General features: G+C 68.6%; 15 protein-coding genes and 1 pseudogene (1 of these 16 running past the window's edge). 4 read left to right on the forward strand and 12 right to left on the reverse strand.

Features of this window, described 5'->3' with window-relative positions; all coding sequences use genetic code 11:
* The 3 genes from OG395_RS19095 to thyX form a co-directional block, all read right to left on the reverse strand.
* Window positions 1–840, reverse strand: partial view of a ribonuclease J gene (locus OG395_RS19095; RefSeq protein ID WP_327244049.1) — the 5' end (the start) only. It extends 846 nt beyond the left edge of the window; the window shows 840 of its 1,686 coding nt (coding positions 1–840); its start codon is at window positions 838–840; the stop codon falls past the left edge of the window.
* 127 nt (window positions 841–967) lie between these two features.
* Window positions 968–1,867 carry a 4-hydroxy-tetrahydrodipicolinate synthase gene (gene dapA, locus OG395_RS19100; RefSeq protein ID WP_327244050.1) on the reverse strand — a complete coding sequence of 300 codons (900 nt, stop codon included), beginning with the start codon at window positions 1,865–1,867 and terminating at the stop codon, window positions 968–970.
* Between the two features lie 152 nt (window positions 1,868–2,019).
* Complete coding sequence (gene thyX / locus OG395_RS19105) at window positions 2,020–2,757, reverse strand: FAD-dependent thymidylate synthase (protein ID WP_266980857.1); 738 nt, start codon at window positions 2,755–2,757, stop codon at window positions 2,020–2,022.
* Window positions 2,758–2,943: 186 nt separating this feature from the next.
* Here thyX and OG395_RS19110 point away from each other — a divergent pair, with 186 nt between their 5' ends.
* Both OG395_RS19110 and OG395_RS19115 read left to right on the forward strand, forming a co-directional pair.
* On the forward strand, window positions 2,944–3,180 hold the full coding sequence (locus OG395_RS19110) for a hypothetical protein (RefSeq protein WP_327244051.1): 237 nt from the start codon (window positions 2,944–2,946) through the stop codon (window positions 3,178–3,180).
* Between the two features lie 93 nt (window positions 3,181–3,273).
* Window positions 3,274–3,825 (forward strand): hypothetical protein, encoded by a 552-nt coding sequence (locus OG395_RS19115; protein WP_327244052.1) that lies wholly within the window; start codon window positions 3,274–3,276, stop codon window positions 3,823–3,825.
* Window positions 3,826–3,984: 159 nt separating this feature from the next.
* Here the strand turns inward: OG395_RS19115 and OG395_RS19120 are convergent.
* From OG395_RS19120 to eccD, 7 genes and pseudogenes are all read right to left on the reverse strand, one after another.
* A pseudogene (locus OG395_RS19120) lies at window positions 3,985–4,095 on the reverse strand (IS481 family transposase); the annotation flags it as partial.
* 79 nt (window positions 4,096–4,174) lie between these two features.
* Window positions 4,175–4,666 carry a tetratricopeptide repeat protein gene (locus OG395_RS19125; RefSeq protein ID WP_327244053.1) on the reverse strand — a complete coding sequence of 164 codons (492 nt, stop codon included), beginning with the start codon at window positions 4,664–4,666 and terminating at the stop codon, window positions 4,175–4,177.
* Between the two features lie 14 nt (window positions 4,667–4,680).
* The gene (gene dapB, locus OG395_RS19130) at window positions 4,681–5,433 is read right to left on the reverse strand and encodes a 4-hydroxy-tetrahydrodipicolinate reductase (protein ID WP_327244054.1); all 753 of its coding nucleotides are present in this window, start codon (window positions 5,431–5,433) and stop codon (window positions 4,681–4,683) included.
* A gap of 24 nt (window positions 5,434–5,457) precedes the next feature.
* Window positions 5,458–6,837, reverse strand: coding sequence for a M16 family metallopeptidase (locus tag OG395_RS19135; RefSeq protein ID WP_327244055.1), 1,380 nt, complete (start codon window positions 6,835–6,837; stop codon window positions 5,458–5,460).
* Window positions 6,834–9,047 carry a polyribonucleotide nucleotidyltransferase gene (locus OG395_RS19140; protein WP_030933195.1) on the reverse strand — a complete coding sequence of 738 codons (2,214 nt, stop codon included), beginning with the start codon at window positions 9,045–9,047 and terminating at the stop codon, window positions 6,834–6,836. Before OG395_RS19140 ends, OG395_RS19135 begins: the two co-directional genes overlap by 4 nt.
* Before the next feature lie 308 nt (window positions 9,048–9,355).
* Window positions 9,356–9,646, reverse strand: coding sequence for a 30S ribosomal protein S15 (gene rpsO / locus OG395_RS19145; RefSeq protein WP_266980871.1), 291 nt, complete (start codon window positions 9,644–9,646; stop codon window positions 9,356–9,358).
* A 441-nt stretch (window positions 9,647–10,087) separates the two neighbouring features.
* On the reverse strand, window positions 10,088–11,563 hold the full coding sequence (eccD, locus tag OG395_RS19150) for a type VII secretion integral membrane protein EccD (RefSeq protein ID WP_327244056.1): 1,476 nt from the start codon (window positions 11,561–11,563) through the stop codon (window positions 10,088–10,090).
* 187 nt (window positions 11,564–11,750) lie between these two features.
* Here eccD and eccCa point away from each other — a divergent pair, with 187 nt between their 5' ends.
* Window positions 11,751–15,710 (forward strand): type VII secretion protein EccCa, encoded by a 3,960-nt coding sequence (eccCa, locus tag OG395_RS19155; RefSeq protein ID WP_327244057.1) that lies wholly within the window; start codon window positions 11,751–11,753, stop codon window positions 15,708–15,710.
* A 192-nt stretch (window positions 15,711–15,902) separates the two neighbouring features.
* The gene (locus tag OG395_RS19160) at window positions 15,903–16,136 is read left to right on the forward strand and encodes a DUF397 domain-containing protein (protein WP_266980877.1); all 234 of its coding nucleotides are present in this window, start codon (window positions 15,903–15,905) and stop codon (window positions 16,134–16,136) included.
* Window positions 16,137–16,298: 162 nt separating this feature from the next.
* Here OG395_RS19160 and OG395_RS19165 read toward each other — a convergent pair whose 3' ends face one another.
* A complete protein-coding gene (locus OG395_RS19165; protein ID WP_327244058.1) occupies window positions 16,299–16,607 on the reverse strand; it encodes a WXG100 family type VII secretion target in 309 nt (102 codons plus the stop codon).
* Window positions 16,608–16,670: 63 nt separating this feature from the next.
* Window positions 16,671–17,021, reverse strand: a complete 351-nt coding sequence (locus tag OG395_RS19170) for a WXG100 family type VII secretion target (protein ID WP_327244059.1) — start codon at window positions 17,019–17,021, stop codon at window positions 16,671–16,673.
* Between the last annotated feature and the right edge of the window lie 205 nt (window positions 17,022–17,226).

A 17,226-nucleotide genomic window follows, 5' to 3' on the forward strand; every position in this document is an offset into this window, starting at 1 on the left:
ACCGAGGTCGCGGGCGATACCCATGTTGCGGACCATCGAGCGGCCGACGAAGGCGACCCGGCGGCCGTACTCGTGTGCCGCGTCCAGGATCTGCTGAATGCGGTGCACGTGGCTGGCGAAGCTCGCCACGATGATGCGCTTCTGGGCGTTCGCGAAAACCGTGCGCAGGACGTTGGAGATGTCCCGCTCGGGCGGTACGAAGCCGGGCACCTCTGCATTCGTCGAGTCGGAGAGAAGGAGGTCGATGCCTTCCTCGCTCAGCCGGGCGAAGGCATGCAGGTCGGTGAGCCGGCCGTCCAGCGGGAGCTGGTCCATTTTGAAGTCACCGGTAGCGACGGCCATGCCCGCGGGGGTGCGGATGGCGACCGCGAGGGCATCCGGGATGGAGTGGTTGACCGCGATGAACTCGCAGTCGAAGACGCCGATGCGCTCGCGCTGGCCTTCTGCCACCTCAAGGGTGTACGGACGGATCCGGTGCTCCTGAAGCTTCGCCTCGATCAGTGCGAGGGTCAGCTTGGAACCGATGAGCGGGATGTCCGGCTTCAGGCGCAGCAGATACGGGACGCCACCGATGTGGTCCTCGTGGCCGTGCGTGAGGACGATGCCCTCGACGTCGTCGAGGCGGTCCCGGATCGTGGAGAAGTCGGGCAGGATCAGGTCGATTCCGGGCTGCTCCTCCTCGGGGAAGAGCACTCCGCAGTCGACGATGAGCAGGCGGCCGCCGTACTCGAAAACCGTCATGTTGCGGCCGATTTCACCGAGGCCGCCGAGCGGGGTGACGCGGAGGCCACCCTTCGGGAGCTTCGGCGGGGTGCCGAGTTCGGGATGCGGATGACTCAAAAGACTCTCCTTACCACGCACGCCACGTACCGCTGAGGCACGTGGCGTGCATGTCATTCGTGCACTTGCTGTTCTCTGACGTCGCTCTTGTGAGTGTTCTTCGCTTATTCAGTTGTGAAGTCTGTGGTTACAGCTGTACCCCACCGGCGGCGAGGTCGATCTTGAGCTGGGCCGCTTCCTGTGCGGTGAGTTCCACCAGAGGGAGGCGCAGCGGGCCTGCGGGCAGGCCCTGGAACGCCAGCGCGGCCTTGGTGGTGATCACGCCCTGGGTGCGGAACATGCCGGTGAAGACCGGCAGGAGCTTCTGGTGGATCTCCGTGGCCTTCTGGACGTCGCCGCCGAGGTACGCATCGATGAGGGCGCGCAGGTCGGGGGTGACGACATGGCCGACGACCGAGACGAAGCCGACTGCGCCGACCGAGAGCAGCGGGAGGTTCAGCATGTCGTCGCCCGAGTACCAGGCGAGGCCGGACCGGGCGATGGCCCAGCTTGCGCGGCCGAGGTCGCCCTTGGCGTCCTTGTTGGCGACGACTCGCGGGTGCTCGGCAAGCCGTACCAGTGTCTCGGTGTCGATCGGCACACCGCTGCGACCGGGAATGTCGTAGAGCATCACCGGGAGACCGGTGGCGTCCGCGATCGCCGTGAAGTGGCGGAAGATGCCTTCCTGCGGCGGCTTGTTGTAGTACGGCGTGACCGCGAGAAGACCGTGCGCGCCGGAGCGCTCGGCCGTGCGGGCGAGCTCGATGCTGTGGCGGGTGTCGTTGGTACCGATGCCGGCGACGACATGGGCCCGGTCCCCTACAGCTTCCAGGACCGCCCGTACGAGCTGGTCTTTCTCCGCGTCACTGGTGGTCGGGGACTCGCCGGTGGTGCCGTTGATGATCAGGCCGTCATTGCCTGCGTCCACCAGGTGGACGGCGAGCCGCTGGGCGCCGTCGAGGTCGAGTGCGCCGTCCGCCGTGAAGGGCGTGACCATGGCGGTGAGGACCCGCCCGAAGGGAGTCTGCGGAGTGGAGATCGGAGCCATGGGTAACACGCTACTCGCTGCTCAGCGCCCGGTGGTCCCTCGGGGGGACGAGAGAGAGGAGCCCGGCACTGCCTGCTCGGGGGTTCAAGCAGTGCCGGGTCCGTTTGATCAGCCTAGATGAACTTCACGAAACGTCGCAATACGGACACCGCCTACGGGGCTACGCGTCCATTCTTGTTGAAGGCTGCATGGGTGAGCGGCATGAGCCGAGCCCAGTGCTCCTCCATCTGTTCGCCGACCATTTCGATCTCACGCTGCGGGAAGGACGGGACCTTCGCCAGCTCGTGCTGGGTGCGCAGACCGAGGAAGTGCATCAGCGAGCGCGCGTTGCACGTGGCATACATCGACGAGAACAGGCCGACCGGGAGCACGGCCCGGGCTACCTCGCGCGCGACGCCGGCGGCGAGCATCTCCTGGTACGCCTCGTACGCCTGGCGGTACGAGTCCTCCATCACGCGGCCGGTGAGCTCCTGCTGGGCCGCTGTGCCCTCGACGAACTCGTACTTACCGGGGCGGCCCTGCTGGACGAGTTTGCGGGCCTCACCGGGAACGTAGAAGACCGGCTCCAGCTCCCTGTAGCGGCCCGATTCCTCGTTGTACGACCAGCCGACGCGGTGGCGCATGAACTCGCGGAACACGAAGATCGGTGCGCTGATGAAGAACGTCATCGAGTTGTGCTCGAACGGGGATCCGTGACGGTCCCGCATCAGGAAATTGATGAGCCCTTTCGAGCGCTCCGGGTCCTTCGTGACCTCTTCGAGGGACTGTTCTCCGGCCGTGGAGACACGCGCGGCGAACAGGACGTCGGAGTCGGCCGCGGAGTGCTTCACCAGCTCGACGGTCACATCGCTGCGGAAGCTGGGCTTTGCGGGCTCGGGGGTCTCGGTCACCGGCGGGGTCCTTCCAATTGCGTCGCTCGGGCGGCGCCCACTCTACGGGCCGCCACTGACAACGAGCCTCAGAAGGTCCGTCCGAGGATTTCTTCGGCGAATTCGGCGATTCGGGGCACCGAACGGGCCCACCGTGCGTCTGACTCAGTAGCACCGTCTCTATCAGAGTTCAAGGAGAGTTTCCTCATGTTCCGCCGGCGTGAAGCCGTCCCGTTCGCTTTCGTGGCCGAGGCCGACCGATTCCGCAGCAATGTCGTCCCGCCGCCCCGGGAGCGTGCCACCGTCTCCCAGCTGGCGGCCCGCTCCCTCGTGGGGCTGACCGTGGTCGCCGGTCTCGCCGGATCGCTGCTCCTCGGCCTTCCGGCCCTCGCCCCGGAGCAGACTCCGTCGCACAGCCAGCAGACCGAGGCCGCCCACCGCTGACTCGTACGGACCCCTGGGGTGGTAGGGGCGGGGGCCCGCTCGGTAGCCTCACCGGGCACAGCAATCGAGCGTGCTTGTGAGTGAGGATCAGTCGTGCCCCTGCCCTTTCTGACGGCCGACCGCGCGTTTGACGCGAGCGCTGAAGACATTGCGCTGCCGTTCGACGACCACGACAGCTGGCGGCGCCCCTACCGCCCCGGGCCGTGGCGGGTCGCGGCGGCGGCCACCTTGTTGTTGCTCGCCTCGTTCGTGCTCATCGCGGGCATGATCATCGCGTTTGCCGGGGCGTTGCCCGGGGCTTCCCTATGTGTCGGGCTCGCCCTTGTGATGATCTTCTGCGCCCTGCGACTGCTGCGGGTGGGTGCCTGGGTGAGCCGGCACGGGGTGCGGCGGGTGGGCTTCTTCGTGACGACGACCGTGCCGTGGGACCGGGTCGCCAACGTCCGTACGGTGCAGCAGCCGGTGAGGTGGCTCGGCTTCCCCCGCACTGTGCAGGGTCAGGCCCTGATCGTCGTACGGAAGGGTGGCGAGGCCGTACCGCCGCTCCTCACCGACTGCAATGCGGACTTCCTCGGGCGTGGCGAGGCGTTCGACCGGGCCGCCGACACGATCGAGGCATGGGGTGACGAGTACCGGCGCGGCTAAGAGTTTGAAGTAGCGGCAGATCACGGTGCCGGTGCGCCGGTCCATGCGGGCGAGCCGGTGCGGTCCGTGCCGACGAGGACGCGGTGTGCACCGGCATGCCGATGCGGACCGGGCCGATCTTGCGGCCGGCCCGCAGTTCGCACACACGTGCCTCGACCGCGGCGGGAGGGCGGTGCGGGCCGAACGAGGCCGGCTGGACCGGTCGGCCCGACCCGCTTCACCCTCGGCGACGAACCTGCGTATCCACATGTGAGCCGCCGTGCGCGAGACACCCGCCTCGGCCGCGACATGGACATGGTGTACGGCGTCCGGTTCTGTCCTCGGACGCCGTACGGACTCGAACGTCTCCTCAGTCGCCGGACGGGACCGAGGCGGCGGACGAGCCCGGTGCGCCCGTCGGCGTCGGGCTCATGTGCAGGGCGATGGCGCGCTGCATGGCCTTGCGGGCGCGCGGGGTGTCCCGGGCGTCCTGATAGGCGACGGCGAGGCGGAACCAGCAGCGCCAGTCGTCCGGGGAGTCCTCGGTCTCCTCGCGGCGCCGTGCGAACACTGCGTCGGCCGAGTCGCGGTCGATACGGCCTCCCGGGGTGCGGACCAGTTCGTCGACCGGCAGGCCGCCCTCGGATTCCAGTTCGGCGGCAAGGGCGTTGGCCCTGCGGACGAACTGGGTGTTCTTCCAGAGGAACCAGATACCGATCACCGGCAGGATCAGTACCGCGACCCCGAAGGTGACCGTGATCAGCGTGCCGTGCTCGATGAGCAGCAGGCCACGGCTGCCGACCAGGACGAAGTAGAAGACCAGGACGGCAGCGGTGACGAGATAAGTGATCTTTGCGCGCATGGCGGTGGGCTCAGTCAGTTCAGGTCGAGGAAGTGTTCCAGGCCGAAGGTGAGGCCCGGAGTGGTCGCCACGCGGCGCGCGCCGAGCAGGATGCCCGGCATGAAGCTGCTGTGGTGCAGGGAGTCGTGGCGGATGGTGAGGGTCTCCCCCTCGCCGCCGAGCAGCACCTCCTGGTGAGCCAGGAGCCCGCGGAGCCGGATCGCGTGGACCGGGACCCCGTCCACGTCCGCGCCGCGGGCGCCGTCGAGCGCCGTGGCCGTGGCGTCCGGCTGCGGGGCGCAACCGGCCTTGCGCCGGGCCTCGGCGATCAGCTGGGCGGTGCGGGTGGCGGTGCCGGACGGAGCGTCGACCTTGTTGGGGTGATGCAGTTCGATGACCTCGACGGACTCGAAGTAGCGGGCTGCCTGCTCGGCGAACTTCATGGTGAGGACAGCGCCGATGGAGAAGTTCGGCGCGATGAGCACACCGGTCTCCGGGGAGGCGGAGAGCCAGGTGTTCAGCTGCGCGAGCCGCTCGTCGGTCCAGCCGGTGGTGCCGACGACCGCGTGGATGCCGTGCCGGATGCAGAAGTCGAGGTTCCCCATCACCGATTTGGGCGTGGTGAGTTCGACCACGACCTGGGCGTCGTTCTCGGTGAGGGTCTCCAGCTTGTCTCCTCGGCCGAGAGCGGCCACCAGTTCCATGTCGTCGGCGGCCTCGACGGCTCGTACGGCTGCCGATCCGATGCGGCCCTTGGCGCCGAGAACGGCCACGCGCAGCTTGCTCATTGCTCTGCTTCCTTACGGGTGGGGTTAGGAGACCGCTTCGTCGAGGCGGCCGGCCTGCTTGTCCTTCAGCGGACCGATGACGGAGAGCGATGGTCGCTGTCCGAGGACTTCGCCCGCCACCGCCCGGACGTCATCGGGGGTGACCTGCGCCATCCGGGACAGCAGGTCGTCGACCGACAGCTGCTCGCCCCAGCACAGCTCGCTCTTGCCGATACGGTTCATCAGCGCACCGGTGTCCTCCAGGCCGAGGACGGTGGAGCCGGAGAGCTGGCCGATGGCGCGGCCTATCTCTTCGTCGCTCAGTCCGTCGGACGCTACCCGGTCGAGTTCGTCGCGGCAGATCTTCAGGACGTCGTGGACCTGGCTGGGCCGGCACCCCGCGTACACGCCGAAGAGCCCGCAGTCGGCGAAGCCCGAGGTGTACGAGTACACGCTGTAGGCGAGGCCGCGCTTCTCCCGTACCTCCTGGAAGAGGCGGGAGCTCATTCCACCGCCCAGGGCGGTGTTGAGTACGCCGAGGGCCCAGCGGCGGTCGTCGGTACGGGCGAGGCCCGGGACGCCGAGGACGACATGGGCCTGCTCGGTCTTGCGGTTCAGCAGCTCGACCCGGCCCGCGGTGCGCAGGGTGCGGGAGCCTTCGCGAGGTGCGACCGGGACGGCATCCGTGCGGGACAGGGCGCCGGCGCGCTCGAAGGCCTTGCGGACCTGGCGTACGACCGTGGCGTGGTCGACGTTGCCGGCCGCGGCGACGACCAGGTGCGTGGGGTCGTAGTGCTTCTTGTAGAAGCGGGCGATCTGGCCGCGGTTCAGCGCGTTGATCGTGTCGACGGTGCCGAGGACCGGGCGGCCCAGGGGCGTGTCGCCGAGCATCGTGTGCGCGAACAGGTCGTGCACGCAGTCGCCCGGGTCGTCCTCGGTCATCGCGATCTCTTCGAGGATGACGCCGCGCTCGGCGTCGACATCCTCGGGGGCGATCAGCGAGCCGGTCAGCATGTCGCAGACGACATCGATGGCCAGCGGCAGGTCGGTGTCGAGGACCCGCGCGTAGTAGCAGGTGTACTCCTTCGCCGTGAAGGCGTTCATCTCGCCGCCGACCGCGTCGATCGCGGACGAGATGTCGAGGGCGCTGCGCTTGGCCGTGCCCTTGAAGAGGAGGTGTTCGAGGTAGTGCGTCGCGCCGTTCAGGCTGGGCGTTTCGTCGCGTGATCCGACGTTGGCCCAGATACCGAAGGTGGCGGAGCGTACGGAGGGCAGGGTCTCGGTGACGATCCGGAGGCCGCCGGGGAGGACCGTGCGGCGAACGGTGCCGATGCCGTTGGTGCCCTTGAGAAGCGTTTGGGTACGGGCGACGGCCCGCGCCTCCGAGGAGGTGCGGGCCGTCGCCACGGAACTACGGGACGTCACTTGGCGGCGTCGTCCTTCTTCTCGTCCTCTTCGCCCTCGATCACGGGGATGAGGGAGAGCTTGCCGCGGGAGTCGATCTCGGCGATCTCGACCTGGACCTTGGCTCCGACCGCGACCACGTCCTCGACGTTCTCCACGCGCTTGCCACCGGCGAGCTTGCGGATCTGCGAGATGTGCAGCAGGCCGTCCTTGCCCGGCATGAGCGAGACGAACGCACCGAAGGTGGTGGTCTTGACGACCGTACCCAGGTAACGCTCGCCGACCTCCGGCATGGTCGGGTTGGCGATCGCGTTGATCGTGGCGCGCGCGGCCTCGGCCTGCGAGCCCTGCTGGGCACCGATGTAGATGGTGCCGTCGTCCTCGATCGTGATGTCGGCGCCGGTGTCCTCCTGGATCTGGTTGATCATCTTGCCCTTGGGGCCGATGACCTCACCGATCTTGTCCACCGGGATCTTGACGGTGATGATCCGCGGGGCGTTCGGGGACATCTCGTCCGGGACGTCGATGGCCTCGTTCATCACATCGAGGATGTGGAGGCGGGCGTCGCGGGCCTGCTTCAGCGCGGCGGCCAGGACCGAGGCGGGGATGCCGTCGAGCTTGGTGTCGAGCTGGAGCGCGGTGACGAACTGCTTCGTACCGGCGACCTTGAAGTCCATGTCACCGAACGCGTCCTCGGCACCGAGGATGTCGGTCAGGGCGACGTAGTGGGTCTTGCCGTCGATCTCCTGGGAGATCAGACCCATGGCGATACCGGCGACGGCGGCCTTGAGCGGCACACCGGCGTTCAGCAGCGACATGGTGGAGGCGCAGACCGAGCCCATGGACGTCGAGCCGTTGGAGCCCAGCGCCTCGGAGACCTGGCGGATCGCGTAGGGGAACTCCTCGCGCGACGGCAGCACCGGCACGATGGCGCGCTCGGCGAGCGCACCGTGGCCGATCTCGCGGCGCTTGGGCGAGCCCACGCGGCCGGTCTCACCGACGGAGTACGGCGGGAAGTTGTAGTTGTGCATGTAGCGCTTGCGGGTCACCGGGGAGAGGGTGTCCAGCTGCTGCTCCATGCGGAGCATGTTCAGGGTGGTGACGCCCAGGATCTGGGTCTCGCCACGCTCGAACAGCGCCGAGCCGTGCACGCGCGGGATGGCCTCGACCTCGGCGGCGAGCGTACGGATGTCCGTGACGCCACGGCCGTCGATGCGGACCTTGTCCTTGATGACGCGCTCGCGGACCAGCTTCTTGGTCAGCGCGCGGTAGGCACCGGAGATCTCCTTCTCGCGGCCCTCGAACTGCGGGAGCAGCTTCTCGCCGGCGATCTCCTTGATGCGGTCCAGCTCGGCCTCGCGCTCCTGCTTGCCGGCGATGGTGAGCGCCTTGGCGAGCTCGGTGCTGACGGCGGCGGTGAGCGCCTCCAGGACGTCGTCCTGGTAGTCGAGGAAGACCGGGAACTCGCCGGTGGGCTTGGCAGCCTTGGCGGCGAGCTCCGACTGGGCCTTGCAGAGGGCCTTGATGAACGGCTTCGCGGCCTCGAGACCGGCGGCGACGACCTCTTCGGTCGGGGCCTCGGCGCCGTCCTTGACCAGCTGGATGGTCTTCTCGGTGGCCTCGGCCTCGACCATCATGATCGCGACGTCGCCGTCCTCCAGGACGCGACCGGCGACGACCATGTCGAAGACGGCGTCCTCGAGCTCGGTGTGCGTCGGGAAGGCGACCCACTGGCCCTTGATCAGAGCGACACGGGTGCCACCGATCGGGCCGGAGAAGGGCAGGCCGGCCAGCTGCGTGGAGCAGGAGGCGGCGTTGATCGCGATCACGTCGTACAGGTGATCGGGGTTGAGCGCCATGATCGTCTCGACGATCTGGATCTCGTTGCGCAGGCCCTTCTTGAAGGAGGGGCGCAGCGGCCGGTCGATCAGACGGCAGGTGAGGATCGCGTCCTCGGAGGGGCGGCCCTCGCGGCGGAAGAAGGAGCCGGGGATCTTGCCCGCCGCGTACTGCCGCTCCTCGACGTCCACCGTGAGGGGGAAGAAGTCGAGCTGGTCCTTCGGCTTCTTGGAAGCCGTGGTGGCCGACAGCACCATGGTGTCGTCGTCCAGGTACGCAACGGCGGAGCCGGCGGCCTGCTTGGCCAGGCGGCCCGTCTCGAAGCGGATGGTGCGGGTGCCGAAGGTTCCGTTGTCGATAACGGCCTCGGCGTAGTGGGTCTCGTTCTCCACTAGCGTTTTCTCCGATACATATCGTCTTCTCGCCCCCACGCCCGTGTGGCGGGGGACGGTGCGGAGAAGCGCTCCATCGGCGGGCCGGTCTTCGATCGAAGCACCCGGGTTGCAGTGTCCGGGAGCCACTACCGAGGACCGGCGGCGGGGAGGCTGCTTCTCACTCGTCTGTAGGACGTTCTGGGACCAGGTTACTGAGAATCGGCTCAGCTTGGCATTCCGGTCGTCCGGGCGAGCCGGACACGTCCCGTGCATACAGCAAAGGGAGCGGCTCCCTCAGTCGTGGGAACCGCTCCCTTCACGGCGTCTTACTTGGCGCCGCCGGCCGCACCGCGGCGGATGCCGAGGCGGTCGACCAGGGCACGGAAACGCTGGATGTCCTTCTTGGCCAGGTACTGCAGGAGGCGGCGACGCTGACCGACCAGGATCAGCAGACCACGACGGGAGTGGTGGTCGTGCTTGTGGACCTTGAGGTGCTCCGTCAGGTCCGAGATCCTGCGGGAGAGCATGGCCACCTGGACCTCGGGGGAACCGGTGTCACCCTCCTTGGTGGCGAACTCGGACATGATCTGCTTCTTCGTAGCGGCGTCGAGCGACACGCGGTACTCCTCTTTGATGTTCGATGCGCCCGCGAGTGCCCCTGGTCTTGATCTCAGGGGGTCTTCCGTTACTCGGGGGCGAAGGTCCGATGAGCGCAGCCCTCAGGATGATCCGGGGGCGCGTACACAAACGGCCGTCACACAGCGTACCAGGCCGGCGGAGCCGGGTTGCCTGGGGGTTCGATGCCCCTGGAGGCGCCCCCGCGCACGGTGTCCTCGGTCGCGGGACGGGCTTGATCCAGTGCCCCTCCTGGCAAGCCTTGCCCCGTCGCACCGCCCAGCACGCCTGCTCGCCCCGTTGGCCAAAAGCCCTGGTAGCCCCTTCCCCAAGCTCTCCACTCCGTTCGAGCAGGGGAGACCCCGTCCAAGGACGTCCGGCCGCCTTGCGATCGCACACACCGGACGACGCTCCTCATGAAACAAAGATGGCCGGTCACGGCATTAGCTGGTCAGGGCCCTGGCTCTGGCGAAGATGTCCAGTACGGCCAGGCAGAGCGGGACCAGGGAGAGGAGAAGGGCGCCCTCCGTGAGGTCGAGGAGGCGACCCCAGAACGGGGAGAGTCCCCTGCGCGGAATGATCAGGCCGATCGCGGTGAACAAGGTGGCGCCTGCGGCCACAGCGGCGGAGAGCCAGATCGTCCGGATGTCCAGGGAGCCGCGGTCGCCGTAGCGGGCCAGCTCGTACAGCAGGTCGGCCGGCGGGTTCAGGCAGAGGCCGAGGATCAGCAGGGTGATCGCGCCGATGCCCGCCACCAGAACGCAGGCCACCTGTGACGTGTAGCGGAAGAGGCGGGCGCGCAGCAGCATCGCGAGGCCGGTGGCGAGAGCGAGGAACTGCCCCCAGATGTTGTCGGAGAATCCGAGGACGGCAGCGGACCCGACGACGACCGCGGCGCAGCCGCCGACCAGGCCGAGCAGCATCTCGTGACCCCGGCGGGCCTGGGCCGCGATGCGGTCGGCGTCGACGGGGGCGCCCTCGGGGACGGTGTTCGGGTCGGCGAAGGTGTCGTCGTATCCGGCGGGGGCGGTGCGCGGCGACGCGTAGCCGATGGGCAGCCGGGCGAAGCGGGCGGAGAGACCGGGCAGGAAGGCGACGAATCCGAGGGCGACCGGGGCGCAGACCGCGGCGGTCCCGGTGGCGGAGGACTCGGTGAGGATCGCGACGAAGGTGGCGAGGGTGCCGACGGCGGCGAGGAAGGTCGTCGCGACGAACGGGGCGTCGCCGCTGGGAGTGAGGGCGACGAGGACGACCGAGGCGATGAGCACGGCGACGCAGCCGAGCAGGAACTGGAGACGGCCGGGGCCCTGGCCGGCGTCCGGGCCGATGATGCCGGAGCCCGCGATGAGCACGAGGGGCAGGGCGCCGAGGCCGAGGGCGACGGCGGTGGCGCGGTCCGCGTAGACCCGGGCGCGTACCCCCGCGTACGCGGTCAGCAGCAGTCCGGCGCAGCCCGCGATGATGCCGGGCAGGCTGTGCATGTCGTGCCGGAGGGGGTCGGCGAACCAGAGGACGAAACCCATCAGCACGAGGAGCAGGACGCCGCCCACCAGACCGGCGCCGCGCAGCAGTTCGTCGCTCCACAGGTGCCGGTCGCGGGTGACGGCCGAGGCGACGGCGTCCGAGACGTCGTCGAAGACGGCGGGGGGCAGCGACTGTGCGAACGGGCGAAGGCTGAGGAGTTCACCGTCGAGGACCTGCTGATCGGTGAGGGTGCGCGCGCCGTCGAGGACGGTCCCGTCGCGGCGTACGAGGTGGTAACCGGCCGGGGTACCGACGGGCTGGGTCTGACCGGTGAGCCGGAGGATCTCCGGGTAGACGTCGGCGACGGCGATGTCCACCGGAAGAGCGACATCGATACGGCTGTCGGGCGCCATGACAGTGACGCGGCAGAAGCCCGTCGCTGCAGTCGTACTCACGTGTCTGGTCCCCCCTGATTCGCGGTTGCGCACAGTGCGCGCGCCACCCTACCGGGAGGAAGGAAGGTCATCGGCAAGTAGGATCGCCGTCGCGCGGAGGGACGTCCGCGCACAGAGCCAGCCACGGGGGGTCCGGTGCCGGTCCGATCGGCCTTCCGCCCGTCCGTTCCGAGGGATTGGTGTTCCGGTGAGCCAGATCGTCGTGAAGCGAGCTCCGCGGTCACTGCCGCCGGAACTGCCCATGGACGAATTGACGTTGGAGGCCCCTCCCGAGCTGCCGCGCGGTCAGCAGGAGGGCATGCTGATGCAGATCCTGCCGGTGCTCGGCATGGGGTCGTCGGTGGTCTTCTTCTTCTCTCCGCAGGCCCCTCCGTTCATGCGGATCATGGGCGTTCTGATGCTTGTCTCGACCGTCGGAATGGTGGTCGCGCAGCTGGTCCGATACCGCCGCGGTACGCAGGGGCAAATGGCCGATGTGCGGCGCGACTACCTCAAATACTTGGCGCAGACGCGGCGTACGGTGCGTCGGACCGCGCGCGCCCAGCGTGACGTACAGCTGTATCTGCAGCCCGCCCCCGAGCAGTTGTGGTCGGTGGTCGCCGAGGGCAGCCGGGTGTGGGAACGAAGGGTCGGGGACAAGGACTTCGGGCAGGTGCGGGTCGGCCTCGGGGCGCAGCAGCTGTCGACTCCGCTGGTCGCTCCGGACACGGCTCCGGTGGATGAGCTGGAACCGATGTGCGCCGGGGCGATGCAGCAGTTCCTCGCGGTGCACGGATCGTTGGACGGGCTTCCGATGGCCGTGTCGATGCGGGCGTTCTACCACGTGACGGTCTCAGGTCAACCCGAGGCGGCGCAGTCGGCGGCGCGCGCGATGGTCGCGCAGCTGGTGACCCTGCACTCCCCGGAGGATCTGCTGGTCGCCGTGGTGGCGGCGCCGGGTGCGGTGACGCGCTGGGACTGGACGAAGTGGCTTCCGCATGTCCAGGTGCCGGGGCAGATCGACGGGGCCGGCACGAAGCGGCTGTTCAGCGATGATCTCAACGAGTTGGAACAGCTGTTGGCGAGCAGGCTGGAGGGGCGGCCGCGGTTCGGCCGGGAGAGCCAGCCGCTTCTGGACCAGCCACACGTCGTGGTGGTGCTCGACGGTGGGATGGTGCCACCGGACTCGCTGTTCGCTGCGGCCGAGGGGCTGCAGGGCGTCACGATCGTCGAGCTGGTGTCCGCCGAGCTCGACGAGCCGCGCGGCGGTCTTTCCGTGGTGGTGCGGCCCGGGCTGCTGCGCCTGGAGTCGGGGGCGGGTATGGCGTACGAGGGTGTGCCGGACGGGATGTCGCTCCCGGCGGCGGAGGCGCTGGCCCGGCAGCTGGCACCCCTGCGGATGGGCGGGGGCGACGACGACGAACCGCTGCTCGCCAACCTGGACTTCACGGATCTGCTGAACCTCGGCGACGCGGGGTCGGTCGACGTGGCACGCACCTGGCGGCCTCGGTCGGTCTCGGAGCGGCTGCGGGTACCGATCGGGGTCGGCGAGGACGGTCAGCCGGTGATGCTGGACCTGAAGGAGGCCGCGCAGGAGGGCATGGGTCCGCACGGGCTGTGCGTCGGGGCGACGGGGTCCGGCAAGTCGGAACTGCTGCGGACACTGGTGCTGGGGCTCGCGGTCACGCACTCCTCGGAGACACTCAACTTCGTGCTGGCGGACTTCAAGGGCGGTGCGACGTTCGCCGGGATGTCGCACATGCCGCACGTGGCGGCGGTCATCACCAACCTGGCGGACGATCTGACACTCGTGGACCGCATGGGTGACGCGATCCGCGGTGAGCTGCAGCGCCGGCAGGAACTGCTGCGCTCGGCCGGCAACTACGCCAACATCCATGACTACGAGAAGGCGCGCGCGGCGGGAGCGGCTCTGGAGCCGCTGGCCTCTCTGGTCCTGGTCATCGACGAGTTCAGCGAACTGCTGACCGCCAAGCCGGACTTCATCGACATGTTCATCCAGATCGGCCGCATCGGCCGGTCGCTGGGTGTGCATCTGCTGCTCGCCTCGCAGCGTCTGGAGGAGGGCAAGCTGCGCGGGCTCGACACCTACCTCTCCTACCGGATCGGTCTGCGGACCTTCTCGGCCGCCGAGTCCCGTACGGCGCTGGGGGTACCCGACGCGTATCACCTGCCGTCGGTGCCGGGCTCCGGCTATCTCAAGTTCGGTACGGACGAGATGACCCGGTTCAAGGCGGCATACGTGTCGGGGACGTACCGCACAGGTGGTCCCGACCTGTCGGTGGGGACGCTGCCGATCGAGCGGCGGCCCGCGGTGTTCAGCGCGCTGCCGGTGCCCGTGGTGTACGCGGCGCCGGATCCGACGCATGTGGTGGCTGCGCGGACGAGAGCGGAGGACGACGCGCTCGCGGACACGGTGCTCGATGTGATCGTGCGGCGTCTTGAGGGTCAGGGGGTGCCCGCCCATCAGGTGTGGCTGCCGCCGCTGGACCGGGCGCCGACGCTGGATCAGCTGCTGCCGGGGCTCGCACCGACCGCGGAGCGAGGATTCACCTCGACGGAGTACACGCGTCCTGGCGGGCTGACCGTCCCGCTCGGGCTGATCGACAAGCCCTTCGAGCAGCGGCGCGAGGTGCTGTACCGGGACTTCTCGGGAGCGGCGGGCCACATGATGGTCGTCGGCGGTCCGCAGTCCGGCAAGTCGACGCTGGTGCGCACGCTGATCTCGTCGTTCGCGCTCACCCACACCCCGCAGGAAGTGCAGTTCTACGGGCTCGACTTCGGTGGCGGCGGCCTGGTGTCGCTGGCGGAGCTGCCACATGTCGGTGGAATGGCCTCGCGGCTGGACCCGGAGCGGGTACGGCGTACGGTCGCGGAGGTCGCCGGCGTACTGAACAGGCGCGAGGAGTTCTTCCGTGCGCACTCCATCGACTCCATCGCCACCTACCGGCGCAAACGGGCCCTCGGCGAACTCCCCAGTGAGGCCTGGGGCGACGTCTTCCTGGTCGTCGACGGCTGGGGCGGCTTCCGGGCCGAGTACGAGATGCTGGAGCAGGTCGTCACGGACATCGCCGCGCGCGGTCTCGGGTACGGCATCCACGTCGTCATCACGGCTGCCCGGTACATGGAGGTGCGGGCCGCGCTCAAGGACCAGATCCTCGGGCGGCTCGAACTGCGGCTCGGCGATGTCATGGACTCCGAGTTCGACCGCAAGGTCGCGGTGAACGTGCCGCAGGGTGTCCCGGGCCGTGGTCAGGTGCCGGAGAAGCTGCACTTCATGGGGGCGCTACCGCGTATCGACTCCAGCGGCAGCGCTGCCGATCTCGCCGACGGCGCGGCGGCGTTCGTCGAGGCGGTGAAGACGAACTGGGCGGGGTCGGCGGCCCCTGCCGTGCGCCTGCTGCCGCGCAAGCTGCCTGCCGACCAGCTGCCGAAGGGCTTCGAGTTCCCGCAGCGGGGCATCGCGATCGGGATCGACGAGACCGATCTGGAGCCGGTGTTCGTCGATTTCGAGACGGATCCCTTCTTCCTGGTCTTCGGCGAGAGCGAATCGGGGAAGACGAACCTGCTGCGGCTGATCGCAAAGCAGATCTCGGAGCGCTACTCCCCGGACGAGGCGAAGCTCGTCGTCGGCGACTACCGGCGGGCCCTGCTGGGCGCGCTGCCGGAAAGCCATCTGCTGGAGTACGCGCCGATGGCGAGCTCGATGCAGATGCATATGGAGGCGCTGGCCGGCGTGTTCGCGCGGCGGCAGCCGCCGACGGATGTCACGCCGCAGCAGTTGCGCGACCGCAGCTGGTGGACCGGGCCGCAGATCTTCATCATCGTCGACGACTACGACCTGGTGGCGACGAACGCGGGCAATCCGCTGGCCCCGCTGGCGGAATATCTGCCGTTCGCACGGGACACAGGTGTCCGGTTCATCATCGCGCGCAACTCGGCCGGGGCGTCGCGGGCGATGTACGAGTCGTTCATGCAGCGCATCAAGGAGCTGGGGGCGCAGGGCGTGGTGCTGTCCGGCGATCCGTCCGAGGGCGATCTGATCGGTTCGGTGCGCGGGCATGCGATGCCACCGGGACGCGGTTACTTCGCCTCGCGGCGGCGGGGGAACCCGCTGGTGCAGATCGGGCGGCTGCCGGAGCTGCGCTGAAGCTACGGGGGCCACTCCGCGGGCAACCGCACCCGGGTCGCACGCATGCTCCGGTGAGGCCGCGTGCGGGCCGGGCGGTCTCTACCACTGCGGTGCAAAGGCTGTCCATACCGGGCCGGTGGAGCGTGGGAGCGGCGATAGTCTGCACGCGGGCGACGCACACGTACCGCCGTGGGAGAGGAAAGGCACCTGATGGGCACACAAGCGGAGAAGGACGAGCTGTACGCACTCGACATCTCGGGGGTGGAGTGGCTGAGTGCCCCCGGTACGGAAGACGCCGAGGAGCGCGTCGAGATCGCCCATCTGCCGGGCGGGGCAGTGGCGATGCGGTCCTCGCTGGATCCGGAGACGGTGCTGCGGTACACGGAGGCCGAGTGGCGGGCCTTCGTCCTGGGCGCGCGGGACGGCGAGTTCGACCTGACCTAGCGGCGACCGGCGATGTCTGCCCCATGAGGAGCGTCGTCCGGCTCGTGCGATCGCACGGCGCGACGGGGCAAAAGCCTGCCGGGAGGGACACCAGGACTCCGTACGGACAGAGGAAGGGGCATGCTCCGGTGAGTGCGCCCCTTCTCCGTGTGCGGTCCGCGGTCAGTACGCCTCGGTGAACGCGCGCGAGGACTTGAGGTCCGTCGCACGGTAGTGGTCCTTGCCGTTCTCGATGATCTTCGCGACCTCCTCCAGCCGGTCCTTCATGTCATCGGCCCTGTCCCTGTACTTGTGCTGGAGTACCACATACTCCCGGTGGGCCTCGCCGTCCCAGGTGTCGGTGACGACCTTCAGCGCGGCGTTCATCTCCTGCAGGTCCTTGATGATGTTCTTCGAGACCGCGCGGATGCGGTTCGCCATCTCCTGGACGCTCTCGTACCTGACCTTGGTGTTCGGGTCCTGTCCGGTCATCTGTCTGCTCCTCGGTGCTCGACTGGTGCGCGAAAGGCGGGCTGCGGCGTGGTTCGGCCGCGTTCAGACGCCGTTCAGCGCGGAGGTGTTGACGGGCGACGCCTGCCCCTTGACCGCGCCGAAGGCCGCACGGACCTCTTCGTCGTTGGCGTTGCTGAGGTTCTTGGTCTCGCCCACTGCGTTCAGAAGGACGTCGAGCATCCGGCGGATCTGGTCGTGATCCTCGTTGATCATGGCCTGTGCGGAAGTGAATCCCGAGGCCCCGACACCGGTCCATCCGGCGGCAGCCGTCTCAAGGATGTTGGCCAGCTCCCTGGACTGCCGGGACACCGCTCCCGCGGTTTCGATGATCTTGTTCTTCGCCTGGGTGATCGGATCGTCGGCGAGTCCGAAACCGCCTGAAGGGTTGGTCATCCGGAGGTCCTATCTCTCAGTTCCCGGTCCTGACCGCATCGTGCGGCCAGGCTTTCTTCCAGCCCCGAGTACTCCTGGTACGGAGTCGGGGAAGTACGGGGACGGGGAGGGGTGCGACGGTGTCCCCGCGGCCCTGAACCGGATGCGACCACGTCTCGTTCCCCCGTCACATTCGTGAAGTCGGCTCCTACCCTAGCCACTTCGC

Origin of the sequence: Streptomyces sp. NBC_01320 (genome assembly GCF_035974375.1) — a bacterium.
Taxonomy (GTDB): domain Bacteria; phylum Actinomycetota; class Actinomycetes; order Streptomycetales; family Streptomycetaceae; genus Streptomyces; species Streptomyces yanii.